The sequence below is a fragment of the Kitasatospora sp. NPDC001664 genome (genome assembly GCF_053596675.1).
The window spans coordinates 76314-101959 of sequence record NZ_JBSFGS010000011.1 but is presented as its reverse complement, the minus strand read 5'-3'; the positions used below and the strand labels follow the sequence as shown (position 1 = coordinate 101959).

Genomic DNA, 25646 nt, shown 5'->3' with positions numbered 1-25646 from the left:
CGGTCGGACTGGCGGGGCGGGCGGTCGTGGCTGCCACGACCACCCTGGGCCTCGCCGTCCTGTCCGTCCCGCCCGCCCTCGCCGGGACCGCGACCCCGGCGCCCGGCGCGACCACCGCCCCGGCCGCCCAGCCGCCCGCCGAGTCGGCCGCCACCAAGGCGATCCGCGCGGCCTTCGCCGAGGCCAAGCGGACCGGCCGCCCGGTGGTGGTCGACGAGCTGACCACCGAGACCAGCCAGACCACCGCCGACCCGGACGGGCGCACCCTCAGCAGCGACGCCGTCGCCCAGGACGTCCGCACCAAGCGCGACGGCCGGTGGCAGACGCTCGACACCACGCTGAAGGCGAACGCCGACGGCACCGTGACCCCGGCGCTGACCGGCTCCGACCTGGTGCTGTCGGGCGGCGGCACCGGCCCGCTCGCCACCATCTCCACCGCCGACGGCAAGAAGCTCTCGATCAGCGCGCCGTTCACGCTCCCCAAGCCCACCCTGAACGGCGGCACCGCGACCTACGCCTCGGTGCTGCCCGACGTGGACCTCGAGGTGACGGCCCGCCCGGACGGCGGCTGGCGCGACGTGATCGTGGTCAAGACCGCGCAGGCCGCCGCCGACCCCCGGCTGAAGAGCCTGCACTTCCCGCTGCGGACCACCGGCCTGCAGGTCGCCTCCGACCGGGCGGGCAACGTCTCGCTGACGGACGAGGGCGGCAAGGTGCGGATGCACGCGCCCACCCCGTTCCAGTGGGACTCCACCCGGCCGGCCCCTCCGGCGCCGCTGCTCAAGCCGGCCCAGGCCGCTCCGAAGTCGCTCTTCGCCGCACCGGCCGCACCGGCCGCGGCCGACGCGCAGGCCGAGGCCGACCGGTCGACCACCGGCCGCCCCGGCCCGGCGGCCGCGGTGTCCGCCATGGCCGTCACCGCCTCCGCCTCCGAGCTGGTCCTCACCCCCGACCAGAACACCTTCGGCAAGGGCACCGGCCCCTGGTACCTCGACCCCGAGACCAGCGTCGACAACGGCCGGCAGGTCAACGCCCAGGTCCAGGAGAACCACCCGGACACCTCGAACGTGAACACCCTCAGCAGCCTGGGCGTGGGCTACTGCGGCTACTCCGACTGCACCGGCTACGGCCGCTACCGGTCGTACTACCAGCTCTCCACCCCGAACGGCCTGTTCGAGGGCAACGGGCACGGCACCGCCAAGATCAACCGCGCCACCCTGCTGGTCGACGTGCCCGGGGCCTCCTCCCCCGGCACCAAGTCGACCATCAACGTCTACAGCGCCCCGGCCTTCCAGGGCACCACCACCTGGAACAACCAGCCCTGCGGCACCAACGGCAAGATGGTGGGCTGCACCTGGGCGGGCAACTCCGACATCACCGGCACCGGCTCGCTGAGCTACGACGTGACCTGGTGGATGCAGAAGATCGTCAACGAGAAGATCCCCGCCTGGACCATCGGGTTCTCGGCCGAGGACGAGTACGACAAGCTGCTCCGCCACCACCTCGGCGCCAACCCGCACGTCGTCACCTACTACGACATCGCGCCGACCGTCTGGGCCCCGCGCACCACGCCCCAGCCCGGGTACGTCAACGACCCGGTCTACGGCAACCAGCGCAACGACTGCCAGACCCCGGGCGGCAGCGCCTGGAACGCCCCCGGCTGGGTAGGCGCCAACCAGTTCGTCTACCTGCACGCCAACAGCTGGTCCCCGATCGGCGCGAACGTCACCACCAACTACCACATCTGGGACGACAACCAGGCCGGGTGGCACGCCTACCCCAGCGCCGCGGGCGGCTCCTGGAACAGCGACGCCCCGGCCTCGGTCGGCAACCTCACCGACGGCCACCAGTACGGCTGGCTGGCCAACGTCACCGACGGCTCGCTGACCTCCGGCGACACCCCCTGGTGCTACTTCCGCGTCGACAAGACCGCGCCGACCGTCTCGGTCACCTCGACCGACTTCCCCGCCAGCGGCACCGTCAACGCCACCCCGAAGCTGAAGGTCAACCAGCAGGGCACCTTCACGGTGACCTCCAGCGACCCCGCTCCGGGCACCAACCTGCACGCCTCCGGCGTCGCCTGCGTGCGCTGGTCCGCCGACCCGACCCCGGTCACCGGCTGGACCTGCTCCTCGCCGAACGTCGTGGACGCCACCAACACCTTCAAGTTCACCCCGGCCAGCTGGGGCACCAACACCCTCTTCGTCCAGGCGATGGACCGGGCCGGCAACTACAGCCAGCCCTTCCCGTACACCTTCTACGCCCCCTGGAACGCGGCCACCGGCGCTGCGGTCCCCGGTGACCTGAACGGCGACAAGCGGGTCGACCTGCTGCAGGCGGACGCCAAGGGCAACCTGCGGATGATGACCGGCAACACCGACCCGGGCACCGCCGTCTCGGCCCCGCCCGGCCTCGCGCCGGCCGGCAGCACCTGGGACAAGGTGCAGACCTCCCACCTCGGAGCGCTGCGCTCGTTCGGCGTGGACGACGTGCTGGTGCACGTGCCGTCCGCGGTCGACGCCACCAAGTCGCCGTTCCTGTACGTCTACCCGAACAAGAACGACGGCACCTTCAGCACCTCCGGCCTGGTCGGCCGTCCGTCCGGCTGGGTCGCCGCCGACGGCACCCTGCTCGACACCGCGCCGACCGGCTGGAACGCGGACTGGTCGCACGTCAGCCAGTTCACCGCCCTCGGTGCGCCGAAGGCCCTGCTCTCCCCGCTGGACAGCGACCTGGCCAAGGACTACACCTCGGCGGTCACCGTCGAGGACGGCCGGCTCTGGCTCTACCGCTCCAACAGCATCAACAACCTGGACGCCGACGCCACCGCCGTCTCCACCGCCACCACCTGGGGCGGCTACGAGCTCTACGGCCCCGGCGCGGCGAGCGGCTACGCCCAGCCGACCCTGTGGAGCCGCGACGGCAGCGGCACCATCCGCTCCTACGCCGTCAAGACCAAGGGCGACGGCACGCTGGACGTCGGGGCGCTGGCCACCCCGACCGGCGGCACCGTCCTCGGCACCGGCTACACCACGGGGCTCTACCCCAAGATGGGCTCCAACGGCGACCTGAACGGGGACGGCCTCGCCGACCTCTGGGCCCTGGACACCGCCAACCACCTGCGGATCTTCCCCGGCGTGGCCGGTGACTCCAGCAAGCCCACCGCCGTGACCGGGTTCGGCACCGCCACCGACCAGGGCGACGCCCGCCCGTACGTCGACCGGCTGAAGCTGGACACCAGCGCCGGCACCGCCCCGGTCACCACCCCGGACGTCTTCGGCCGGGCCTCCGGCGTCGTCAGCGGCGGCGTCACCTTCCCGACCGACACGGTCAACGGCCGAAGCACCAAGGTGGCCCGGTTCGACGGGGAGAACGGCGAGATCAAGACCCCCGGCCTCGGCGTCGACCCGACCAAGTCGTTCGCCGTCTCGCTCTGGACCAAGCCCGAGGTGCCCACCAAGAAGGACGCCAACGGCAACCTGATCGACGGCGTGGTGATCAGCCAGAGCAACAACGCCGACAGCGCCTTCATGGTCTGGGCCGCCACCCTCGGCGACGGCAACGTCAACTGGCACCTGGGCATGTCCACCGCCGACAACAACGGCTGGCCGTACGACACCACGGACACCCGCAGCGCCGCCGCCCGCGTCCAGTTCGGCACCTGGACCCGACTGACCGTCAGCTACAACGCCCAGACCGGGCAGATGGCGCTGTACGTCAACGGCGCGCTCGCCTCCACCGGCATCCACAAGACCAAGCAGGCCTCCACCGGCCCGCTGGTCCTCGGCCACTACCGCTACCAGAGCAGCGACGCCTGGAACTACTACAAGGGCTCCGTCTCCGACCTCACCGTCTACGACGGCTCGATCGACCCGGGCACCCTGTCCGGCCCGCTCACCGCCGACGCCGCCGCCAACGTCTGCGCCGAGGTCAAGGACGGCCTCACCGCCGCCGGCACCCCCGTCCAGACCCACACCTGCACCGGCGGCGCCGGCCAGCAGTGGAAGGCCCAGCCCAACGGCACCATCCAGCTCGCCGGCCGCTGCCTCGACGCCACCGGCGGCGGGACCGTCAACGGCACCCGCATCCAGCTCTGGGACTGCCTCGGCGGCACCGCCACGCCGAACGCCAACCAGGTCTGGACGATCCGTCCCGACGGCTCGATCTACAACGACAACTCCAAGCGCTGCCTGGACATCCCCAACGCCGTCACGGCCGACGGGAACCAGCTGGAGCTGTACGACTGCAACAGCACCCCGGCCCAGCGCTGGCTGACCCGCCCGGTGGTCTGACCCCCGGAAGGGCCCGGAACGACAGGGAGCCCGGCTCCGCAGGATGTCCTGCGGAGCCGGGCTCCGTGCTTCTCCGGACCGTCCGAATCCATCGACCGGATCCCACGGGTGGACATTTCCCACGGATTCCGGGATCCATTCGGAATATCGGCCGCCCGCGTGGTCAAACCAGCTTGAACTGGCTCCGGATCTCACCGTACTCGGCCGGCGTGACCAGGCACGTGTAGTGACGGCCGAGAAGCTCCGACAGCTCGATTCCGAGCTGCTGCGCCAGCATCGGGGCGCCCGTCCGGAGAGTCCGGGAGGGGTTCTTCACCGCCTGGTAGTGGGCCGTGACGCCGCGGATCTCCACCACCACGTACTCGATGCGCTCGCCCGCATCGACGGCAGCGTGCACGTGCTGGGAATCCACCAACTGCCCGCAGATTCCGCAGAGTTCTTCGTTTCGCGAGGTTTCCATGGCGCCGATCATAGCGCAGGGCTCCTGCCGGGCACAGTGTGCCACCTGCCCGGCAGGAGCCCCGTTCACCAACCCCTGAAATGAGGGCCGGTCATCCCCTCACCATGGGACGGGATGGATTCCTTCGGTCATCCGTCGAATGACCAGATGTTCATTCCTCCATTTCCGTCGGGCCACAGATATTCGAATGTGGACGCGGTGTCCTCGGCGGACAGCCTCATCTGTTTCTGGCACGGGCCGCACGGAGCCTTGGTGCCCGTGATGCGCACCATTCCGCCCTCGGGGACCGGGCTCGCCATGAAGTACGGGTCGTTGTGGATGACGTGGTCCTTCACCATCGGCGCGCCACCGGCGGCCCGGGCGGCCCGGTGCTCCGTGTGAACGGCCTGCCGCGCCCGGCCGACACCGATGGCGGCCTCCTCCGGCGAGGTGGAGCCGCTCCGCAGGCTGTACGTGTCGATCACGTTGCCGTGCGCGTCCGACACCTCCACGTCCGCGAAATGGGTGTCCGAGGTGATCGGGCCGCACTGCTCGGGCAGGTTGGCGTTGTGCACGAGGACCGGCACGCCGCCCGCGAGCACGTAGTAGGTGTGGACCCGGGTGATGGTGAGGTCGTGGGTGACGACCTGCTGGTGGTAGTTGCGGACGTCGAGGACGGTGACCTCGGTGCCGTCGACCTGGCGCAGCCGGTGGCCGGCCTGGAGGTCGTGGGCGTCCACCCACTTCCGGGTGGTGGCGTCCCAGTACGGGTGGTGCCAGGTCGAGGTGAGCTTCACCGGGCCGGCCGAGGTGCCGTCCGGACCCTCCGGACGCAGCACCAGGTCGGTGAAGTCCTCGTCGTCCGGGGTGGTGATGGTCGCGCTGACCGGCTCGGCGGTGGTCGCACCCGACTGCGGGTCGGTGGCGACGACCAGGTCGCCCTGCTGCACCTGCTCGATCGGCTTGGAGCTGCCGTCGGCCAGTCTGACCGGTGTCCCCTCGGGGAAGCTGTGCGGTCTCGGCGTCCAGGTGCAGGCCGAGGCACCACCGCCCTCATCGGCGTGGGTGGCCGCCTGTTCCGCCTCGGAGGCCTCCTTCTCGGTCTTCCGGGCCGTGCTCAGGGCCTCTTCGGCGTCCTTCGCGACGCGCTCGGCACCGCGGATGGCGTCGTAGGCCTTCTCACCCTCCTTCCAGAGCTTGAACGCCTTGATACCGACCTTGACGGCCTTGAAGACCTTGCTCCACGGGACGAAGTTCAGGGCCGTGTTGATGCAGCCCATCACGTCGCCCTTGGTGAAGCAGTCCCGGGCGTCGTTGAAGCCGATCAGGTCGCCGACGACGTCGACCACCTTGCTCATCAGCTCTTCGCGCTGCTGCTTGGCCTTGGCGAGGGCCTCGTCGGCCGCCTGCTTCTGCCGCTGGGCGGCGGCGAGGTCGGCCGCGGCCTTGCTCCGGGTGTCACTGGACGTCGACGTGGTGGTGGTGCCGGGGGCTCCGCCACCGGTACCGGTACCGGTGCCGCTGCTGCCGTTGGTCTGGTTGAAGTAGGCGGTCCAGGCCGCGGCCGACATGCACCGGCCGGCGTCGTCGGGGATGCAGGTCCCGGTCGGGTCGGCGTGGTTGACCGGGTTGTTGTCGGCGTACGCGTAGCCGTTCCAGGACTGCGGGTCGCCCTCGGTGAAGACCGGGTCGGCGGACAGGAACCGGCCGGCGACCGGGTCGTACTGGCGTGCCCCGAGATTGGTGAAGCCCGTGCCCTCGGTGGTGCCGCCGACGAAGCCCTTGCTGCCGGCCCACACACCCGCACCCGGCTGGCTGCCGCGCGGGTTGCCGAAGGGGTCGGTCGGCCGGCGGACCACGGTCAGGGTCGCGGCGTCCATCTGGACACCGTTGGTCCCGTGCGGATCGGCGGCCTGGTAGTAGAGCTTGCCGCCACCGGCGTCGGTCACGCGGGCGATGGTGAGCCCGCCCGGCCCCCCGTAGTAGCGGGTCGACGTCAGGGCCGTGGACGCGACGTCCATGGTGATCTCGTCGATGCCGAGGTTCAGCGTGACCTTGGAGTTGGTGCGGCGGATCAGCTGGTTGCCGCCCGCGTCGTAGACGTAGCTGGTCGGATCGGCGGTCCCGCTCTTGTCGACCTTGGCCACCTTGCCCTGGTTGTCCCAGGTCAGGCTCTTGGTGCCGTCGGTGTCGGTGATCGCCGTGGTCTTGCCGGTCTCGTCGTACGCGTAGGTGGCCTGCTTCGACGTGCCGTTCACCGTGGTCTTGGCGGTGAGCAGCGCGTGCGGACCGCCCGTGCCACCACCCGTGGACGGGTCGGTGGTCTTGGCGTTCGGGCCGGTCGCGAAGGTCTGGTCGACCGTCTTGTCCTTGGCCACCACGCCGGTCACGTCGTGCTGGACGAACTTGGTCCGGTTGCCGGTGAGGTCGTAGGAGTAGGACTGCCAGTACGGCGCCGGCCCACCGACCCGGGTGGTGGCGGTGGCCGCGGTCGGCTCGCCCCCGTTCGCACATCCGCCGATGCCCGGGACCGAGGGCGCCGGAGCGGTGGTGACGGTCCCCTTGTCGGCCCAGGCCGCGGTCAGCCTGCCCAGGTAGTCGTAGGTGAAGCACTGCAGGTCGGTGTTGGTGCCGTCCTGGAGGTCGCTCACCGAGGTGAGCGCCCCGGCCTTGTTGTAGGTGTAGCCGGTCAGGTCGACGTGGGTGGAGCCGGTCTGCCGGTCCAGGGTGGACTGGACGACGCGGCCGGTCCCCTGGTCGAACTGCTGGGTGGAGACGACCTGCTTGCCGTAGACGCCGACGGTGGTGCGGGTCGGGTGGGCGAAGACGTCGTACTGCACGTCGCTGACGAGCGCGTCCTTGCCGCTCGACCCGATGAAGTTGCCGTCGAGGTCGTAGGAGTTGGTGATCCGTTCGGCCAGGTAGCCGGTGGGACCGGTCAGCGTCGTGGTCTTCGGCAGTCCGAGGACGGCGCTGTAGGTGAGTGCGGTGTTGTAGGTGCCGCCGAGGGTCTTCTCGGTGGACGGGATGGAGACGGTGGTCCCGGTGGGCCGGTAGCCGAGGTCGTAGCCGGTGAAGGCACTGGTGTACGCCTGGCCGTTCAGGCCGCCCACGTAGGTGGTCGAGGAGGTGGGCTTGCCCTTGGCCTTGGTGTCGTAGACCCACGAGGCCGTCTGGTTGGCCGAGTTGGTGACGTCGGTCCCGTCGAACTGCGCGGTCTTCCGGCCGAGCAGGTCGTAGGTGAAGCTGGTCGACCTGCCCTTGGCGTCCGTCGCCGTGACCAGGTGACCCGCCCCGTCGTACGAGCTGGTGGAGGTGCCCGTGTCCGGGTCGGTCGCACTGACCTGCTGGCCCAGCAGATCGTAGGTGTAGCGCCACTCGTGGTTGGTCGAGTCACGACGCCAGATCGGCTTGCCCGAGGCGTCGTGGCCGTAGGTGGTGGAGTTGTACGCCCCGGTCGGGGTGTTCCCCTGGTACTGCCGGAGCTCCACCGTCGCGCCGGTGGCGTCGGTGACGGTCGAGGTCGCGTACCCGCCCGCGGGCGGGGTCAGGTCGACCCGCTCGGCGCCCGGGTAGGCGGTGGTGTTCCGCCACTGCTCCTGGGCGTAGGACATGAACTTGGCCGCGGTGATCCGGCCCAGTCCGTCGAACTCGTTCCAGCTCTGGGCCGGCACCTGCGAGTCCTGCGGGCTGAAGATCGTCGAGACCGGGCCCGAGTCCGCGTTGTAGTACGCGGCGGTGGCCTTGATCTGCCAACCGTGCGAGTCGAACTCGGCCTCCGAGATCAACCGTCCGACCGTCCCGAAGGCGGGCGTCGACTGACTCTGCCGCACGCGCCCGAGACCGTCGTAGATCTGGATGCTGCTGGAGTAGCTGCCGTCCTCGCGAATGCTCCGGCTGGTCACCGTGGACGGCCCGGTGGAGCCGTTCAGGGCGTACTCGAAGACCCGGTTGGCGCTCTGCGTGGCCCGGTCCCGGCCCGGCAGCCACACCGAGGTGAGGCGGCCGAAGGCGTCGTAGGCCTCCTCGGTGAGGTGGTTGTTCTCGTCGACCGCCTTGGTCGGCAGGCCGCGGCCCGGGTCCACGGTGGTGGTGGACTTCCAGCCCAGCGGGTTGGTCACCTCGACCGAGGTGGGCAGCTCACCGGTGGCGGGCAGGTAGACCGTGGAGGTCCGGGCGCCGTTGGGGTGGGCGGTGTCCTTGCGGGCGGGGTCGGTGGTCGCGCTCTGGCGGCCGTACGCGTCGTACTCGGCCTGGGCGGTGATCCGGTACTTCGGGGTCCCGTCGGTGTTGTAGGACTCCAGGACCCGGGTCTCGGTCTGGTTGGCCTCGGTCCCGAAGGTGGCGAGGGCCTTGCCGTCGTAGTAGGTCAGCGCGTCCGACACGGTGTTGGCCGCGGTCGGCGTCTGCCCGCAGGGCCCGGCCAGCGTCAGCACCCGGTACGGGAGCTCCATCAGCTGCCCGTTGGAGCCGGTGGCGTAGCTGGTGGTGGTGCACTGCTGCTGCTCGGCGACGTGGGCCAGGTCGCCCTTGACGTCGACGGTGACGACCCGGCCGCCCTTGGTCTCGTCGTAGGTGGCGTCCCGCTGGGTGGTGCGCCAGGTGCCGTCGGAGAGCAGGGCCCGGCTCTTCACCTGGGCGGTGTTGCTGTACCGCGCGGTGACCTTGGGCAGGTTGCCCGTCTGGGTGTGGGTGGCGGTGACGGCGGAGAGCCACGGGGTGGTCAGCTCACCGGAGACCACCTTGGCGCCTGCCGCGGCCGACTCGTAGGTCTGGGTCTCCCGGACGGCGCCCGCGAGCTCCTCGGAGTCCGTGATCGTGGAGCCCCAGCTGTCGGTGACCTGCCCGCCCATGCCGCGCAGGAAGGTGGCGACGGACTTGGTCTTCACCCCGTCGGTGCCGGTGCCGGTGGTGGTGGTGACGGTCTGGTAGCCGCGGAAGTTGTCGTACGTCCGGGTGTCGTCGTCGGCGAACTCGGAGTCGTTGCGGTGCCAGGCGGCGCCGCCGCCGTAGGTGTACTCGGTGAGCTTGGCGACCGTGCTGGTGACCAGCGACTGCTCGCTGATCGAGGCCACCATGACCTTGTGGAACCAGTCGTCGACCGGCTTGGTGTTGGCCGGGGAGCCCGGCGGGACCCACTTGACCGGCATGCACGGCATGGTGTTGCCGGCCTCGGAGGCCGGCATGGTGCCGTTCACCCGCGAGCACTCGACCGGGCGGTAGGTGACGTTGATCCGGCCGCCGGTCTCGGTGGTGATGGAGCTCATCCGGGGGCGGTTGAACTGCGGTGCGGCCGGCACCAGGCCGTCCACCCGGTTGGCCATCTGCATCGCGGTGAACGACACCGCGGGCAGGGTGGCGGAGGTCTGGCCGTTGCTGGCCGTGCGCTGGATCGAGGAGAGCCAGAGAGTGGGCGAGGTGCCGTCACCCGGGTCGGAGAACACCTGGTTCAGCGTCCAGGTGTCCACCACGCGGGCGGCGCCGGCCACCTGGATGGTGGTCTCCACCTTGGTCAGGCGCTTGGAGGTCCAGAACGACGGGCCGTAGTTGGTGCAGGTGCCGGTCGCGGCGCAGGCCTGGTCGAGCGGGGTGTCGGGCCAGGAGGACTGGTTGGCCACCACCCGCTGGGCGTCCGAGCAGGTGATCGAGCCGGCCGCGAAGCAGCGCTCCGAGGTGGTGAAGTCGATCCGGGCGGCGGGCTTGGCCGCGCCCTTGGCGGTGATCTGGTCGGCGAGCCGCTGGCCGTAGGCGATCTGCGTGACGTTGGAGTAGCGGTCGTACGCGGTGCGGGTGCCGGTGCCGTTGTTCTGGCCACCGCCGCGGGCGTAGTAGTTGCCCTCCTTGGCGTACTTGTACGAGATCAGGTTGCCGTGCAGGTCGACGATGTAGTCGAGGTTCCACTGCCAGCCCATCTGGCACCAGGACGCGAGCCCCGTGCCGGAGGAGTAGCAGGGGTCACCGGCGTGCGGGTGGTAGACCGGCACGGTGTTCACCGAGTTGGTGGCGGGGTCGGTGCCGTCGCCACCGGGGAGGTGGTTGGCGCCGAAGTAGTACTGGGTGCCGTCGGTGGTGGTGACCTTGAAGCCCTCGCCGTTCCAGGCGCCGTTGGCGAGCCCGGTCAGCGGGGTGATCTGGGTGCCGTCGTCGCCCTGGAGGCGCAGCACGCCGCTGGTGTCGTCCTTGACCACCGTGCCGGAGTGGCCGGCCAGGTTGAGCTGGAGCGACTGCCCGGCCCAGCACTCGTCGCCGGACATGTCGATGCCGGACTTGAGGCAGGGCTTGTACGAGCGCGAGATCGAGCCGGCCGAGTAGTCCCAGCCGTCACCGATCCAGGAGGACTGCGAGTTGTTCGCCGCCGTCCGCCCGTCCACCGAGGAGGAGTCGTACCCGAGCATCACGCCGGGCGCGGCGCCGCCGATCGAGGTCGGCATGTCGAAGGTGTACGAGTAGGTGAAGTTCCCGGCGTTGGAGCCGGCGCTCCAGGCCGCGGAGGGCGCGATCGGCGTCGCGGCGAAGGAGCCCATCGAGCCGGACGGGGCGGCCTGGGCGGCCAGCACCATCGCACCGCCGCCGACGGGGGCGGCGGCGGGGGCGGAGTCGAGTCGCAGGCCACCGGCGGGCTGCGCGTCCTTCGGCAGCTCCACCTTGGCGGTCAGCCGGCCGGTCCGGGCGTCGAGCACGGAGGGCACCGGGGTGCGCTGCTGGCACTCGGTGCGCTCGGGGGTGGTCAGCGCGCAGGCGGGCAGCTGGACCAGTTGGGCGCGGTCGGCCCAGCCGGTGACGCCGGGCAGGGCCGCGACGTCCAGGGTGACCTCGACCGGACCGGCCTGCGCCGCCGGGTCACCGGCGTTCTCCAGGGTGACCACGGCGCCGGTGGCCCCGGCCGCCTTGGCCCGGTCGGCGTCCAGGACGCCGACCTTCACCGCGGGGTCGCCACCGGCCCGGCCGGCCGCGGCGTCCGTGAGGTACACCGGGAGGTCCCCGGCCTGCCGGGAGGCGGTCCGGCCGGCGGACGGGGAGGCGCCGCCGGTCAGCTTGCGCGCGGCCGCCTGCTCGGGCGAGACGCCGGAGAGCGCGACGGTCGCGGTGCCGCTCTTGGCGGCGGGGGCCTTCGCCCGCCACTCGACCGGCACGCCGCCGTTGGTCTTCTGGCCCTTCTTCTCGGCGGCCTGGCCGGCCACCGAGGCGGTCCGCTCCAGCGGGGTGTTCGGCGGTGTCCACACCTTCGGGTGCGGTCCGCTCGCGGCCAGCGCTTCGGCGGACGGAATGGCCGGAACCGACATCAGAACGGCCAGTGCTATCAGTCCCGCTCCTCGCGGACGGCTTCTCAGCCGCCGCCGGGCGCGTCCGGGCACACGTGGTGAACCCACGAATTCTCCAAAGTTCGTCGCACGACAGAGAAATGACGCCCCGACCGCTGTCGGGGCGTCATCGAAAGAAATTCATGCAGACGCATGAGGCGACACGAACATAGGAAAACCAGGGGGTACACGCCAGGCCTGACCAGGGAATTTGGATACTCCTTTACTCAGGAGCAGCCCTCAATCAGGACAATGACGGCATTTGCTTTACAGGCGCCCGAATGCGAAGGAAATGGGCGGCCGCGCCTGCCCATAGGGACAGGATCGCAGCGCACGCCCTTACCCGCAATGGATTTTGACGACGCGTCAGCCCTTCTGCTGCGAGCGCGCCTTGAAGGCGGCCTTGCGGGCCTCCTTCGCCACCGTGCGGTCCAGGTGGAGCTCGCCGATGGCCTCCAGGACGTCGGCCGTGTACGGGTGGTCGATGCGCCAGAGCTCACCGAAGAAGCTGGCCGGGTTGGCGGTCACCGGCAGCTCCGCGACCAGCCGCCGCAGCACCTCGGCCTCGCCCTCGCTGGTGAGCAGCTGCGCCGCGAAGCCGTCGACCGCGGTCCAGAGCACCATCGAACGCTCCGGCGCCACCACCTGCTCCCCCTGCGCCAGCAGCCAGGCCCGCGCCGCGCCGCCCAGCTCCGGATCGTCCTGCACCTCCACCGCGGCCGCCCGGGCCTGCTCCCCGATCACCTCCAGGGTCTGCACCACCAGCAGCCGCCGCACCGGCGAGAACGCGTCGGCGCCCCGCGCGGCCGCCAGCAGCTCCCGCGCGGCCTGCGCCGGATCCTTGCCCGCCAGCCAGATCAGCAGCTCCCGCTCGGGCAGCACGTTGGCGGTCTCGGTGACGGCGCGGAGCACCGTCTCGGCGTCGCCCTGGGCGAGTTCGCCGACCAGCGGGGCGTCGTAGCCGTCCTCCAGCAGCCACTGCCGCACGCCGTACTGGCCCAGCGGGGTCAGCCGGACCAGGCCGAAGCGGGCCGACTCCTCCTCGCTGAGCTCCTCGTCACCGGCGGCCGGGGAGTCCTCCTCCTCGAACAGCTCGGGATCGATCGGCCGGTGCTCCAGCAGGCCGAGCTCGGCCAGGTCGGCCAGCATCGGGTCCAGAGTGACCATCAGGTCGGTGATGTCGCCGAGCAGTTCCTCGTCCGGCTCCTCCCCCTCGGGCACCACCAGCAGCGCGGCCAGCACCCCGAGCGGGACGGTCTCCTCACCGGGCTCGGCGAAGGCGGTGGTCTCGTAGAGCACCTGGAGCGCCTCGTCGAGCAGCTCGGCCGCCGCCTTGCGGGACTCCTCGACCGCCGAGAGCCGGTCCTCGTCCTCGTCGTCGGCGCCGCCGTCCTCGTCCTCCAGGTCCAGCGAGTCGGCCTCGGCGGCCAGTTCGCGGACGATCCCGGCGGCGGTCAGCCAGAGTTCGAGGACGGTCTCCTCGTCCCCCTGCTCGGCCGCCTCCAGGTCGGGGCCGGGGATGGCCACGTGCTCGCCGGCCTCGGTGGTGCCGATCTCCACCAGGTCCAGGTCGCAGGCGAGCGACCACGCCCGGACGGCCTCCACCTCGGCGTCCTCGCCCTCGCCGAGCCCGATCAGCCGGGCGGCGGGCGCCCGGTCGGCCGCCGGGAGGTCGCCGAACTCGTCCACCGGCCGGTGCGGGGCGGCCCAGCGGGCCAGCTTCAACGCCTGGCCGATCAGCGGCACCGCGAGCGCCGCGTCGGCCAGCTCGCGGTCCGAGGGCAGCTCGACCGGCGGCACCAGCACCGCCGCGTCGTCCTCGTCCGGGCGGCCGTGCGCGGCGAAGGCCCCGTAGAGGTCGGCGAGGTCGTAGTCGGCGGGCAGCAGGCTCTCGGCGGCCGGGCTGTCCGACGGGTTGTCAGGGGTGCTGCGTCGTCCGGCCATCGTGCTGCGCTCTCCCGGTGTGGCGGTGGTCACTGCCGACCGGATGGTGCCGGTCCGTCAACTCAGCGTAGCCGTCCGAGCCCCCGCCCGCCCGGGCCGCACGCCGCGCGCCCCCGCCCCGACCTCGGCACTCGCCCCGGGCCGCCCGGACCTGACGCAGTCCCGGGCCCTACTTGCCGAAGTGGCGCAGACGACACTCCGGAGGGCGATTTGCCACCCTTTCGAACACGTATCCTTCAGCAGGCGCGCGGTACCACAACCCACGGACCGCACCCAGGGCAACGTCGCCCACCCCCTCGTTTTCCCCCGCCCCACCAGGGCTCCGCCGGCAGGCCACCACCCCAGGCCCGGGCCGCCCTCGGTGGTGCCCGGCCACAGGAGACCCCTGCCATGGCGGACCTCTCCCCCGCCGGCGCCGGACTGGGCAGTGCCCAGTTCGAAGGACGCCGGCTCTCGGAGGCCCTGCTCCCCCTGGAGCTCGCACCACGCACGCAGCTCCAGCTCTCCGCGATCAGCCGCTGGAACGCGCTGCGCGGCGTACGCGTCGGCCTGGTGGCCACGGCCCTGCTGCTCCTGCTGATCGGCGCCAACCTGGCCACCCCGATCTACCCGGTGCTGCAGCGTCAACTCGGCCTCACCGCGCTCGACACCACCATCCTCTTCACCGTCTACGTCTTCGCCCTGGTCCCCGTGCTGGCCGCCGTCGGCCACTGGTCCGACCACCTCGGGCGCCGGGCGATGATCCTGCCCGCCGTCGCGCTGGCCGCCGCCGGCGACGCGCTCTTCGCCACCGCCGGCAGCTTCTGGCAGCTGGCCGCCGGCCGCGCCGTCCAGGGCGTCGCCGTCGCACTGGCCACCGGTGCCGCCGGAGCCGCCCTGGGCGACCTGCTCCCCGACCACCAGACCCTGGCCGCCAAGCTCACCCTGGCCTGCTCGGCCGGCGGCGTCGCCCTCGGCCCGGTGATCGGTTCGCTGCTCTCCACCGGCGAGCACCCGCTGCTGACGCCCTTCCTGGTGCACGCGGTGCTGCTGCTGGTCCTCTGCGTGCCGCTCGCCCTGGTCCACCCCCGCAAGCCCGGCGGCCGCCGCCCCGCCGCCGCCCCGCCCCGCATCACCACCCCGGCCCACCTGCGGCCGCGGCGGCTGCGGCTGCCGCAGGTGGGCCGCCGCGAGTTCCTGCTCGCCGCCGGGGCCGGCTTCGCCTCCTACGCGGTCTTCGGCGTCTACCTCAGCCTGGCCCCCGCCTTCTCCGCCAAGCTGCTCGGCAGCAGCTCCTCGCTGATCGGTGCCGTGGTGGCCGCCCTGCTGCTCGGCTCCTCCGCGGTGGCCCAGCTGCTCATCCCGCCCACCTCCGACCGCGTCGTCATCGCCGTCGGCATGGCCGGCCTGGCCCTCGGCCTCGGCCTGGTGGTCACCGCCGCCTGGACCGGCACCGCCGCGCTCCTCTTCCTCGGCAGCGTCCTCGGCGGCGCCTGCCAGGGCGTGGCCTTCCGCTCCCTGTTCACCACCGCCGTCGCCGCGATGGACCCCGAACGCCGCGGCTCGGAACTCTCCACCCTCTGGGTCATCGTCTACCTCGGCTCATCCCTCCCCATCGTCGGCGTCGGCGCCGCGGTCCAGGCCTACGGCCTGCTCCCCGCCGTCTCCGCCTTCGTCGGCCTGGTCGCGGTCGCCTGCCTCGGCCTGGCAGGAGCGGTGCTCCGCCGCGCGGGCGCGCGGGGGAACGGCACACCCGGCTGACGGAAGTGGTCACACCGGGGGCGCGAGGCTCTACCTAATCTGCGGCTCCGCCGCGCGGGCGCGCGGGGGAACGGCACACCCGGCTGACGGAAGTGGTCACACCAGGGGCGCGGGGAACTGCGCGCGGTGGAAAGGCAGCACCGGCAACTGGCTGACGGTGGGTCAGTTGCCGGTGAGCCGCCTTCCGAGCCGCGCAGTTCCTCGCGCCCCTGGCGCCGCTAAGGTGCGCTGTCGTGCGATCACTTCACGTCAAGGCAGCCCTGCTGCTGTCAGCCCTGTTCACCGCCCTGATACCCGGTCAGGCCAAGGCCGCCGCCGTCGAGCCGCCGCTCAAGGTGGTCACCTACAACATCTGCGGCCAGTCCTCCTGCCAGTCCCCGCTGGCCCCCGCCGAGTGGACCGCCGCCATGACGGCGGCACTCACCTCCGCCGACCCGGACGTCGTCAACCTCCAGGAGGTCTGCGCCGGCCAGGCGGACCTGCTCCGCGCCGCCCTCCCCGCGTACACGCTCTCCTACCTCAAGGGCCTCGACCTCAGCCCCACCCAGCGCGGCTGCCAGAAGTGGGGCGGCGTCACCACCTCCTTCGGCGCGGCCCTGCTGGTCAAGACCGTGCACCAGCCGGTCTTCCGCAGCCTGGTGCTCAAGCCGCTCGACCCGGCCCGCGAGCCCCGCCCGCTGATCTGCGCCAACGCGACCGTCGGCACGCACCCCGTCCAGGCCTGCGACGTCCATCTGGACGGCGGCCTCGGCGGCCTGCGCGCCCAGGGTCTCCCGGTGGTGCTGGACCGGATCCAGGAGTGGGGCCAGGGTCGGCCGACCGTGCTGTCCGGTGACTTCAACGCCGACCCGACCGACCCCAACCTCGGGCTGCTCTACCAGGCCCAGGAGGGCAACGGCGGCTTCATCGAGGCCGACCAGCGCGACCGGCTGTACTTCCCGCCTGTCTGCCGCCACCTGACGGACTGCCGCTCCGGCGAGTCGACCACCTTCGACACCGCCCCGAACACCGTCCCGATCGGCGACGACCGCAAGTTCGACTACGTCTTCGGCACCGCCTCCGCCTTCACCACCCCCACGGCCTGGACCGACCCGGCCGGGCACCTCTCCGACCACGCCGTCTACCACGCCGAGCTGACCTGGAGTCAGGACACCGCCGCCCCGTCGGCCCCGCTGGTCTTCAACTCCCCCGGCCTGATCGGCTCCGGCAACGACTGGGTCAACGCGGTCGACCGCACCGCCGGTGACTTCACCGGCGACGGCGCCGCCGACCTGGTGCTGCGCTACGCCACCGGCACCGTCGTGCTCCACCCCGGCGACGGCAAGGGCGGCTTCGGTGCGGCCCGCCAGCTGGCCTCCGGCTGGACCGCCGTCCGCTCCCTGACCGCCGGGTACTTCAACGAGGACGCCCTCGCCGATCTGCTGGTCCAGTACGACGACGGCACCGCCGCCGTCACCGAGGGCCAGGCGGACGGCACCCTCTCCGCCCCGTACCCGCTGCCCGTCCCCGGCGGTCTGCTGAACGCGGTCGACCTCGCCTACGGGCACCTGCTCTCGCCCACCAGCCGTGACCTGCTGGTCCGCTGGGCGGACGACCACTTCAGCGCCCGACCCGTCGTCAAGACCGGTGGCGCGTACGCCGTCTCGGGGGCCGTCACCGTCCGCCCCGGCGGCGCCGACAAGCTCCCCGGCACGGCCGACCTGCTGGCCGGGGACTTCACCGGCAGCGGCTCCACCGCCCTGCTGATCCGCGACACCACCGGGGCGACGGCGCTCTACCCGGCGACCGGCCCGGGCCTGTACGCCACCAAGGTCCCGGTCTCCGACGGCCGGAGCTGGCAGGCGGTCGAGGACCTGGTCGCCGCCGACTTCACCAAGGACGGCAAGGACGACCTGGTCCTCCAGTGGGCCAACCAGTACAGCTCCACCGCCCCCGGCAAGGGCCAGACCGAGTTCCTGCCCTCCACCGGCACCGCCCCGGGCCTGTTCGGCACCCCGGCCGTCCTCAAGTGGGCCTCCGTCAGCCCCTGGGGCAACGCCCCCGACGTGCTGACCGCCGACTTCGACGGCGACGGCAACGCCGACCTGCTGACCCGCCGCCCGCGCTCCCCGCTCCGGCTGAACCTGGGCGTGGGCACCGGCGGCTTCCCGAACGACGCCGCCCACCAGAAGGACTTCGGCCCGAGCGGGAACTGGGACTGGGCCACCGGCCTGGTGGCCGGGGACTTCGACGGCAACGGCACGGTGGACCTGATCGGGTACGACACCTTCCACGCGCTGTTCTACCCCGGCTCGGCCACCACCAGGGGCACCTTCGAGCCCTCCACCACCCTCACCTCTCCCATCGACTGGCGCTTCGTCGCCGACGTCACGGCCGGCCGCTTCGAGACCGGCGGCCGCAGCCAGTTGGTGATCCGTCAGACCGACGGCCAGGTGCTCCGGTACCCCACCCCGGCCTCGGCCGGCGTCCCGGTCACCGCGGCGGGCACGCCGGTCTCCTGGGGCGATGCCACCTCACTGACCGGCGGCGACTTCACCGGTGACGGCAAGGACGACCTGCTGGTCCGCTGGACGGCCGGCAGCGCCTTCGTCTACCCGGGCGACGGCACCGGCGCCTTCGGCGGCTCCCGCCCGGTGCTGGCGGCCGGCGCGCTCTCCGACCTCACCGAGCTCGGCCAGGGCAAGGTCTACGCCACCCAGCCCCCGGTCAACCTCTACCGCTGGTCCGACGGCACCCTGCTGGTCGACCGCAAGCGCACCGCCGACCTGACCGCCCCCGCCACCCCGAAGGCCGCCACCAGCCTGCTGGTCCGCTCCTCCGACGACCACGGCCGGATCGCCGCCTACGAGTACTCCTTCGACGGCGCCCCGCCCGCCACCCTGGACGCCTTCCACAACACCCTGTCCGTCCCGCTGGACGGCCTGACCACCGGCACCCACCGCCTCACCGTCACCGCCCTCGACCCCAGCGGCAACCGCTCCGCCCCGACCGCCTTCGACTTCACCCGCTCCTGACCGAACGCCGAAGGCCCGGATCCCCCACGGGGAGCCGGGCCTTCCTGACGACCACTCAGACGTTGAAGCCGAGCGCGCGGAGCTGGTCGCGACCGTCGTCGGTGATCTTGTCCGGGCCCCACGGCGGCATCCAGACCCAGTTGATCCGGAGGTCCTTGACCAGGCCGTCGGTGGCGGTCTTGGCCTGGTCCTCGATCACGTCGGTGAGCGGGCAGGCGGCCGAGGTGAGGGTCATGTCGATGGTGGCGACGTCGCCCTCGTCGATGTGGATCCCGTAGATCAGGCCGAGGTTGACGACGTCGATGCCCAGCTCGGGGTCGACCACGTCCATCAGGGCCTCGGTGAGGTCCTCGACCGAGACCGTGCCGGCGGTGGTGCCGACGATCTGGACCGGGCCCTCGGCCGGCGTGGTGCCGGCCTCGGTGTCGCTCATGAGTCAGTCCTCATCAGTAGTTCAGTCGTTGACGACGGGGTGCTCGGAGAGCGCCTGGGCGGTGGCGTCCTTCCAGGCCATCCAGCTCAGCAGCGCGCACTTCACCCGGGCGGGGAACTTGGAGACCCCGGCGAACGCGACCGCGTCCTCCAGGACCTCCTCGTCGCCCTCGCCCTGACCCTTGCTCTGCATCAGCTCCAGGAAGGCCTCCTGGATCGCCTGGGCCTCGCCGACCGTCTTGCCGACCACCAGCTCGTTCAGCACCGAGGCGCTGGCCTGGCTGATCGAGCAGCCCTGGGAGTCGTAGGAGACGTCCGCGACCACCGGGCCGTCGAGCTTCACCCGGAGGGTGATCTCGTCGCCACAGGTCGGGTTGACGTGGTGCACCTCGGCGTCGCCGTCGCGCAGACCCTTGCCGTGCGGGTTCTTGTAGTGCTCCAGGATGATCTCCTGGTACATCGAGTCCAGCTTCATGCCGCGCTCACCCCTCAGCCGAAGAAGTTGCGGACGTGGTGCAGGCCGTCGATCAGCGCGTCGACCTCACCCGGCGTCGAGTAGAGGTAGAACGAGGCCCGGGTGGTGGCCGGCACGCCGAAGCGCAGGCAGACCGGCCGCGCGCAGTGGTGGCCGACCCGGACCGCGATGCCCTGTTCGTCGAGCACCTGGCCGACGTCGTGCGGGTGGATGTCGCCGAGCGTGAAGGAGATCGCGGCGGCCCGGTCCACGGCGCTGCGCGGACCGATGATCCGCAGGTCCGGGACCTCCAGCAGGCGCTGCACCGCGTACTCGGTGATCGCGTGCTCGTGGGCGGCGATCTTCTCCATGCCGATGTTCGACAGGTAGTCGATGGCCGCGCCGAGGCCGACCGCCTGGGCGATCGGCGGGGTGCCCGCCTCGAACTTGTGCGGGGCCGGGGCGTAGGTCGAGGCGCCCATGGTGACGGTCTCGATCATCTCGCCGCCGCCGAGGAACGGCGGGAGGTCCTCCAGCAGCTCCTGACGGCCCCACAGCACGCCGATGCCGGTCGGGCCGAGCATCTTGTGGCCGGTGAAGGCGACGAAGTCGGCCTCCAGCGCCTGGACGTCCAGCACCATGTGCGGGGCGGCCTGCGAGGCGTCGATCAGCACCAGGGCGCCGACCGACTGGGCCTTGCGGACGATGGTCTCGACCGGGTTGACGGTGCCGAGCAGGTTGGAGACCAACGTGAAGGAGACGATCTTCGTCTTCTCGGTGATCAGCTCGTCGATGTTGGAGAGGTCGAGACGGCCCTCGTCGGTGAGGCCGAACCACTTCAGCTTGGCGCCGGTGCGCTGCGAGAGCAGCTGCCACGGCACGATGTTGGAGTGGTGCTCCATCTCGGTGATGACGATCTCCGAGTCGGCGTCCACCTTGTACGGCTCGTCGGCCCAACCCAGCATGTTGGCAACGAGGTTGAGGGACTCCGAGGCGTTCTTGGTGAAGATCACCTCATCCCGGCTCGGCGCGTTGATGAACGCCGCGACCTTGTCGCGGGCACCCTCGTAGAGCGCCGTGGCCTCTTCGGCCAGCACGTGCACACCACGGTGCACGTTGGCGTTGTGCCGCTCGTAGTACGCGTTCAGCGCGTCCAGGACCTGGCGGGGCTTCTGCGAGGTGGCCGCGTTGTCCAGGTAGACCAGCTGCTTGTCGTCGTGCAGCAGCCGCTGGAGGACCGGGAAGTCCTTGCGGATCGCGTCAGTGTCCAGGAGCCCGGTCAGCGCCGAGCCGGGATGAATGATCGTCACTCGGAAGCGCCGCCCTTCACATATGCCTCGTAGCCCTCGTTCTCCAGCTTGTCGGCCAGCTCGGCACCGCCGGACTCGACGATGCGGCCGCCCGCGAAGACGTGGACGTGGTCGGGCTTGATGTACCGCAGGATGCGGGTGTAGTGCGTGACCAGCAGGGTGCCGACCTCACCGGTCGAGCGGACCCGGTTGATGCCCTCGGAGACGATCCGCAGCGCGTCGACGTCCAGGCCGGAGTCGGTCTCGTCGAGGATCGCGATCTTCGGCTTGAGCAGCTCCAGCTGGAGGATCTCGTGGCGCTTCTTCTCGCCGCCGGAGAAGCCCTCGTTGACGTTGCGCTCGGCGAAGGCCGGGTCCATGGACAGCGCGGCCATGGCCTCCTTGACCTCCTTCACCCAGGTGCGCAGCTTGGGGGCCTCGCCGCGGACGGCGGTGGCGGCAGTGCGCAGGAAGTTGGAGACCGAGACGCCGGGGACCTCGACCGGGTACTGCATGGCCAGGAAGACGCCGGCCCGGGCGCGCTCGTCGACCGACATCTCCAGCACGTCCTCACCGTCCAGCAGGACGGTGCCGCCGGTGACGGTGTACTTGGGGTGGCCGGCCAGCGAGTAGGCCAGGGTGGACTTGCCGGAGCCGTTCGGGCCCATGATCGCGTGCGTCTCGCCCTGCTTGACCGTCAGGTCGACGCCCTTCAGGATCTCGCGGGGGCCGTTCTCGGCCTCGACGGAGACGTGCAGGTCACGGATTTCAAGCGTTGCCATGTGTACTCAGGACTCCTGGTTGACGGAGACGAGCACATCGTCCCCTTCGATCTTCACGGGATAGACGGCGACCGGCTTGGTGGCGGGCAGACCGTTGGGCTTGCCGGTGCGCAGGTCGAAGCTGGAGCCGTGCAGCCAGCACTCGATCATGCAGTCCTCGACCTCGCCCTCGGAGAGCGACACGTTCGCGTGCGAGCAGATGTCGTTGATCGCGAACACCTCGCCCTCGGTGCGGACGACGGACACCGGTACGCCGTTCAGCTCGACGCGCTTGGGGGTGTCCTCGGCCAGCTCGGACAGCGCGCAGGCTCGGAGAAAGCTCATCAGACGGCCGCTTCCAGCTCGGCTTCGATCTTCTCCATCAGGTGGTCCTGGATCTCCGGGACGCCGATCTGCTGGACCAGCTCCGCGAAGAAGCCGCGGACCACCAGGCGCCGGGCCTCGTCGGCCGGGATGCCACGGGCCATCAGGTAGAAGAGCTGCTCGTCGTCGAAGCGGCCGGTCGCCGAGGCGTGGCCGGCGCCGACGATCTCGCCGGTCTCGATCTCCAGGTTCGGGATCGAGTCGACCCGGGCACCGTCGGTGAGCACCAGGTTGCGGTTGAGCTCGTAGGTGTCGGTGCCCTCGGCGGCGGCGCGGATCAGCACGTCGCCGACCCAGACCGCGTGCGCGTCCTGGCCCTGCAGCGCGCCCTTGTAGACCACGTTGGACCGGCAGTGCGGGGTGTCGTGGTCGATCACCAGGCGGTGCTCCAGGTGCTGCCCGGCGTCCGCGAAGTACAGGCCGAAGAGCTCGGCCTCGCCGCCGGGGGCGGCGTAGCTGACCCGCGGGTGCAGGCGGACCACGTCGCCGCCGAAGGTCACCACGACCGACTTGAGCGAGGCGTCCCGGCCGACCAGGGCGGTGTGCTGGGCGGCGTGCACCGCGTCCCGCTCCCAGTCCTGGATGGAGACGAAGGTGAGCTTGGCGCCGTCGCCGAGCAGCAGCTCGACGTTGGCCGCCCGGACGCCGGTGCCGGTGTGGTTGATCACCACGACCGCCTCGGCGAAGGGCTTGACCTCGACCAGCACGTGCGCGAAGGCGGTGCCGCCCTCGCCGTGCACGTCGATCCGGACCGGCTCGGTGAGCACCGTCTCCTTGGGGACGGTGACGACCAGGGCCTGCTGGAAGGCGGAGAACGCCTGCGCGGCGACCCGGTCCACCGGCTTGCCGGCCTTGCCCAGGCGGGCGTCGTCCCGGCCGACGGTCTCGGCGGTGACGCCCTCGGGCAGGCTCAGCTCGACCTTGTCCTGGCCGGCCGCGCCCTCGGCGGCGGTGCCGTCGTGCAGACCGCCGAGGCGGTGCAGCGGGGTGAAGCGCCAGTCCTCCTCGCGGCCGTGCGGCACCGGGAAGTCGTTGACGTCGTACGAGGGCTTGACCGCGACGCGGGCGTCGATCGGCTGCTTGACGGTGGCCCGGCCGGTGCCGGGGCCCGCGAGCTGGGCGCCGGCACCGGCGGTGCCGACCTCGATCGAACCGGCGGTGGTGGAGCCGGAAGTGTTCTGCTCAGCCATGGCTGTTCGTGGTGCTCTCTTCCTCAAAAAGTCGGGCGGGTGACGGCGGCTGACGGTGGGTCAGCCGACCGAACCCTCCATCTGCAGCTCGATCAGCCGGTTGAGCTCCAGCGCGTACTCCATCGGCAGCTCGCGGGCGATCGGCTCCACGAAGCCACGGACGATCATCGCCATCGCCTCGAACTCGGTCATGCCACGGCTCATCAGGTAGAACAGCTGGTCCTCGGAGACCTTGGAGACCGTCGCCTCGTGGCCCATCGAGACGTCGTCCTCGCGGACGTCGACGTAGGGGTAGGTGTCCGAGCGGGAGATGGTGTCCACCAGCAGCGCGTCGCAGAGCACGTTGGACTTGGCGCCCTTGGAGCCCTCGCCGATCTCGATCAGACCGCGGTACGACGTCCGGCCACCGCCGCGGGCCACCGACTTGGAGACGATGTTCGAGGAGGTGTTCGGGGCCATGTGGACCATCTTGGCGCCGGCGTCCTGGTGCTGGCCCTCGCCCGCGAAGGCGATCGACAGGGTCTCGCCCTTGGCGTGCTCGCCCATCAGGTAGACGGCCGGGTACTTCATGGTGACCTTGGAGCCGATGTTGCCGTCGACCCACTCCATGGTGGCGCCCTCGTACGCGACGGCGCGCTTGGTCACCAGGTTGTAGACGTTGTTCGACCAGTTCTGGATGGTCGTGTAGCGGCAGCGGCCGCCCTTCTTGACGATGATCTCGACCACGGCGCTGTGCAGCGAGTCCGAGGAGTAGATCGGGGCGGTGCAGCCCTCGACGTAGTGGACGTAGGCGTCCTCGTCGACGATGATCAGCGTCCGCTCGAACTGGCCCATGTTCTCGGTGTTGATCCGGAAGTAGGCCTGCAGCGGGATGTCCACGTGCACGCCCTTCGGCACGTAGATGAACGAGCCGCCGGACCACACGGCCGTGTTCAGCGCGGCGAACTTGTTGTCGCCGGCCGGGATCACGGTGCCGAAGTACTCCTTGAAGAGCTCCGGGTGCTCCTTGAGCGCGGTGTCGGTGTCCAGGAAGATGACGCCCTGCTCCTCCAGGTCCTCGCGGATCTGGTGGTAGACGACCTCGGACTCGTACTGCGCGGCGACACCGGCGACCAGGCGCTGCTTCTCCGCCTCCGGGATGCCCAGCTTGTCGTACGTCGCCTTGATGTCGGCGGGCAGGTCCTCCCAGGACTCGGCCTGCTTCTCGGTGGAGCGCACGAAGTACTTGATGTTGTCGAAGTCGATGCCGGTCAGGTCGGAGCCCCAGGTCGGCATGGGCTTCTTGCCGAAGAGCTTCAGGCCCTTCAGGCGCAGGTTGAGCATCCACTCCGTCTCGGACTTCTTCGCCGAGATGTCGCGGACGACGTCCTCGCTGAGGCCGCGCTTGGCGGTGGCACCGGCGGCGTCCGGGTCGGACCAGCCGTACTCGTAGGTGCCGAGGCCCTCGAGCTCCGGGTGCGAAACGGTGTCAGTCATGCGAGGTTCCTCCGCGCGGACGCAGGTACTGGTGGAGTGGACGTACCGGCAGTCGGCACGGCACCGGGCAGCTGGCGGGCGCCAGCTGACGGTGCGGCACCGGGTGCCGGCACATAGGTGGTGCAGACCCCGTCGCCGTGGGCGATGGTGGCCAGCCGTTGCACATGGGTGCCCAGGAGCTGGGAGAAGACTTCCGTCTCCGCCTCGCAGAGCTGCGGGAACTGCTCGGCGATGTGCGCGACCGGGCAGTGGTGCTGGCAGAGCTGGGCGCCGGCCGGCGCCTTGGGGGAGGCCGCCGACGGCACTCGCCGCACCGTGGCAGCGTACCCGTCGGCGCTCAGCGCCTTCGCCAGCGCCTCGGCGCGCTGGCCGGAATCGGCCAGCTCCAGCTCGGCGCGGTAGCGCTCGCCCTGGCGGCCGAAGCGGGCCCGGGCGAAGGCGGCGACCGCCTCCTCGCCCGCCTTGCCGCCGCCCACCGACTCGGAGATCCAGTGCAGCGCGTCGGCGGCGAGCTGGTCGTAGGCCTGGTAGAAGGCGGACCGGCCCGCGTCGGTGAGGGCGAAGACCTTGGCCGGGCGGCCGCGGCCGCGGCTGCCGTAGACCCGCTGCTCGCGCGCGTCGACCAGCCCGGCGGCGGCGAGGCCGTCCAGGTGGCGGCGGACGGCGGCGGCGGTCAGGCCCAGGCGGCTGGCCAGGTCGGCCGCGGAGGACGGCCCGTGGTCCAGGATCGAGCGGGCGACCCTGTCCCGGGTGGCCGGATGGCCGTCCGTCTCCGGGGACGCGGGCACGGCGCAGCCGGGGGCCGCGTGGGCCTCCGGCAGCTGGGCGTGCTCGCGCATGTTTTTCACAACACGATTGTTGCGTAATTCCTTCCGGAGGTTCAAGCCGTGATCCACACCTCACCGATGACATCTGTCACGCAGGTAAGCC

The 25646-nt window shown here is 71.2% G+C and carries 14 protein-coding genes; 3 read left to right on the top strand and 11 right to left on the bottom strand.

Annotated elements, in window-relative coordinates; translation table 11 throughout:
* Positions 1-26 precede the first annotated feature (26 nt).
* Positions 27-4292, top strand: a complete 4266-nt coding sequence (locus tag ACWCYY_RS17260; protein ID WP_449796493.1) for a ricin-type beta-trefoil lectin domain protein — start codon at positions 27-29, stop codon at positions 4290-4292.
* 163 nt (positions 4293-4455) lie between these two features.
* Here the strand turns inward: ACWCYY_RS17260 and ACWCYY_RS17255 are convergent, their stop codons facing one another.
* From ACWCYY_RS17255 to ACWCYY_RS17245, 3 genes are all read right to left on the bottom strand, one after another.
* Positions 4456-4764, bottom strand: coding sequence for a hypothetical protein (locus tag ACWCYY_RS17255; protein ID WP_449796492.1), 309 nt, complete (start codon positions 4762-4764; stop codon positions 4456-4458).
* Positions 4765-4880: 116 nt separating this feature from the next.
* On the bottom strand, positions 4881-12014 hold the full coding sequence (locus tag ACWCYY_RS17250; protein ID WP_449796491.1) for an RHS repeat-associated core domain-containing protein: 7134 nt from the start codon (positions 12012-12014) through the stop codon (positions 4881-4883).
* A gap of 384 nt (positions 12015-12398) precedes the next feature.
* A complete protein-coding gene (locus ACWCYY_RS17245; protein WP_345280674.1) occupies positions 12399-14009 on the bottom strand; it encodes a hypothetical protein in 1611 nt (536 codons plus the stop codon).
* A gap of 357 nt (positions 14010-14366) precedes the next feature.
* Between ACWCYY_RS17245 and ACWCYY_RS17240 the strand changes: the two genes are divergently transcribed.
* Together ACWCYY_RS17240 and ACWCYY_RS17235 are read left to right on the top strand one after the other, a co-directional pair.
* Positions 14367-15716, top strand: coding sequence for an MFS transporter (locus ACWCYY_RS17240; protein WP_449796490.1), 1350 nt, complete (start codon positions 14367-14369; stop codon positions 15714-15716).
* Positions 15717-15949: 233 nt separating this feature from the next.
* Positions 15950-18730 (top strand): FG-GAP-like repeat-containing protein, encoded by a 2781-nt coding sequence (locus tag ACWCYY_RS17235; protein ID WP_449796489.1) that lies wholly within the window; start codon positions 15950-15952, stop codon positions 18728-18730.
* 55 nt (positions 18731-18785) lie between these two features.
* Here ACWCYY_RS17235 and ACWCYY_RS17230 read toward each other — a convergent pair whose 3' ends face one another.
* Genes ACWCYY_RS17230 through ACWCYY_RS17195 form a run of 8 tightly spaced genes read right to left on the bottom strand, consistent with a single transcriptional unit; the run spans position 18786 to position 25555 of the window.
* Positions 18786-19163 (bottom strand): metal-sulfur cluster assembly factor, encoded by a 378-nt coding sequence (locus ACWCYY_RS17230; protein WP_345280668.1) that lies wholly within the window; start codon positions 19161-19163, stop codon positions 18786-18788.
* 21 nt (positions 19164-19184) lie between these two features.
* A complete protein-coding gene (gene sufU / locus ACWCYY_RS17225; protein WP_345280666.1) occupies positions 19185-19637 on the bottom strand; it encodes a Fe-S cluster assembly sulfur transfer protein SufU in 453 nt (150 codons plus the stop codon).
* Between the two features lie 14 nt (positions 19638-19651).
* Positions 19652-20917, bottom strand: coding sequence for a cysteine desulfurase (locus ACWCYY_RS17220; RefSeq protein ID WP_380149102.1), 1266 nt, complete (start codon positions 20915-20917; stop codon positions 19652-19654).
* A 5-nt stretch (positions 20918-20922) separates the two neighbouring features.
* Positions 20923-21687 carry a Fe-S cluster assembly ATPase SufC gene (sufC, locus tag ACWCYY_RS17215; RefSeq protein ID WP_345280664.1) on the bottom strand — a complete coding sequence of 255 codons (765 nt, stop codon included), beginning with the start codon at positions 21685-21687 and terminating at the stop codon, positions 20923-20925.
* A 6-nt stretch (positions 21688-21693) separates the two neighbouring features.
* The gene (locus ACWCYY_RS17210) at positions 21694-22011 is read right to left on the bottom strand and encodes a bifunctional 3-phenylpropionate/cinnamic acid dioxygenase ferredoxin subunit (protein WP_345280662.1); all 318 of its coding nucleotides are present in this window, start codon (positions 22009-22011) and stop codon (positions 21694-21696) included.
* Positions 22011-23240: a Fe-S cluster assembly protein SufD gene (sufD, locus tag ACWCYY_RS17205; RefSeq protein ID WP_345280660.1), complete on the bottom strand. Its 1230-nt coding sequence runs from the start codon at positions 23238-23240 to the stop codon at positions 22011-22013. The genes ACWCYY_RS17210 and sufD overlap by 1 nt, the downstream gene beginning before the upstream one ends.
* A 60-nt stretch (positions 23241-23300) precedes the next feature.
* A complete protein-coding gene (gene sufB / locus ACWCYY_RS17200; protein ID WP_345280658.1) occupies positions 23301-24716 on the bottom strand; it encodes a Fe-S cluster assembly protein SufB in 1416 nt (471 codons plus the stop codon).
* Positions 24713-25555, bottom strand: a complete 843-nt coding sequence (locus ACWCYY_RS17195) for a helix-turn-helix transcriptional regulator (RefSeq protein WP_345280656.1) — start codon at positions 25553-25555, stop codon at positions 24713-24715. The genes sufB and ACWCYY_RS17195 overlap by 4 nt, the downstream gene beginning before the upstream one ends.
* Between the last annotated feature and the right edge of the window lie 91 nt (positions 25556-25646).

What these genes read in the sequence shown, in the direction of transcription:
- ACWCYY_RS17250 (WP_449796491.1), bottom strand. Translation starts at nt 12,014, where the DNA reads ATGTCGGTTCCGGCCATTCCGTCCGCCGAAGCGCTGGCCGCGAGCGGA.
- sufC (WP_345280664.1), bottom strand. Translation starts at nt 21,687, where the DNA reads ATGGCAACGCTTGAAATCCGTGACCTGCACGTCTCCGTCGAGGCCGAG.
- sufD (WP_345280660.1), bottom strand. Translation starts at nt 23,240, where the DNA reads ATGGCTGAGCAGAACACTTCCGGCTCCACCACCGCCGGTTCGATCGAG.
- ACWCYY_RS17195 (WP_345280656.1), bottom strand. Translation starts at nt 25,555, where the DNA reads ATGCGCGAGCACGCCCAGCTGCCGGAGGCCCACGCGGCCCCCGGCTGC.
- ACWCYY_RS17240 (WP_449796490.1), top strand. Translation starts at nt 14,367, where the DNA reads ATGGCGGACCTCTCCCCCGCCGGCGCCGGACTGGGCAGTGCCCAGTTC.
- ACWCYY_RS17230 (WP_345280668.1), bottom strand. Translation starts at nt 19,163, where the DNA reads ATGAGCGACACCGAGGCCGGCACCACGCCGGCCGAGGGCCCGGTCCAG.
- sufB (WP_345280658.1), bottom strand. Translation starts at nt 24,716, where the DNA reads ATGACTGACACCGTTTCGCACCCGGAGCTCGAGGGCCTCGGCACCTAC.
- ACWCYY_RS17210 (WP_345280662.1), bottom strand. Translation starts at nt 22,011, where the DNA reads ATGAGCTTTCTCCGAGCCTGCGCGCTGTCCGAGCTGGCCGAGGACACC.
- sufU (WP_345280666.1), bottom strand. Translation starts at nt 19,637, where the DNA reads ATGAAGCTGGACTCGATGTACCAGGAGATCATCCTGGAGCACTACAAG.
- ACWCYY_RS17255 (WP_449796492.1), bottom strand. Translation starts at nt 4,764, where the DNA reads ATGATCGGCGCCATGGAAACCTCGCGAAACGAAGAACTCTGCGGAATC.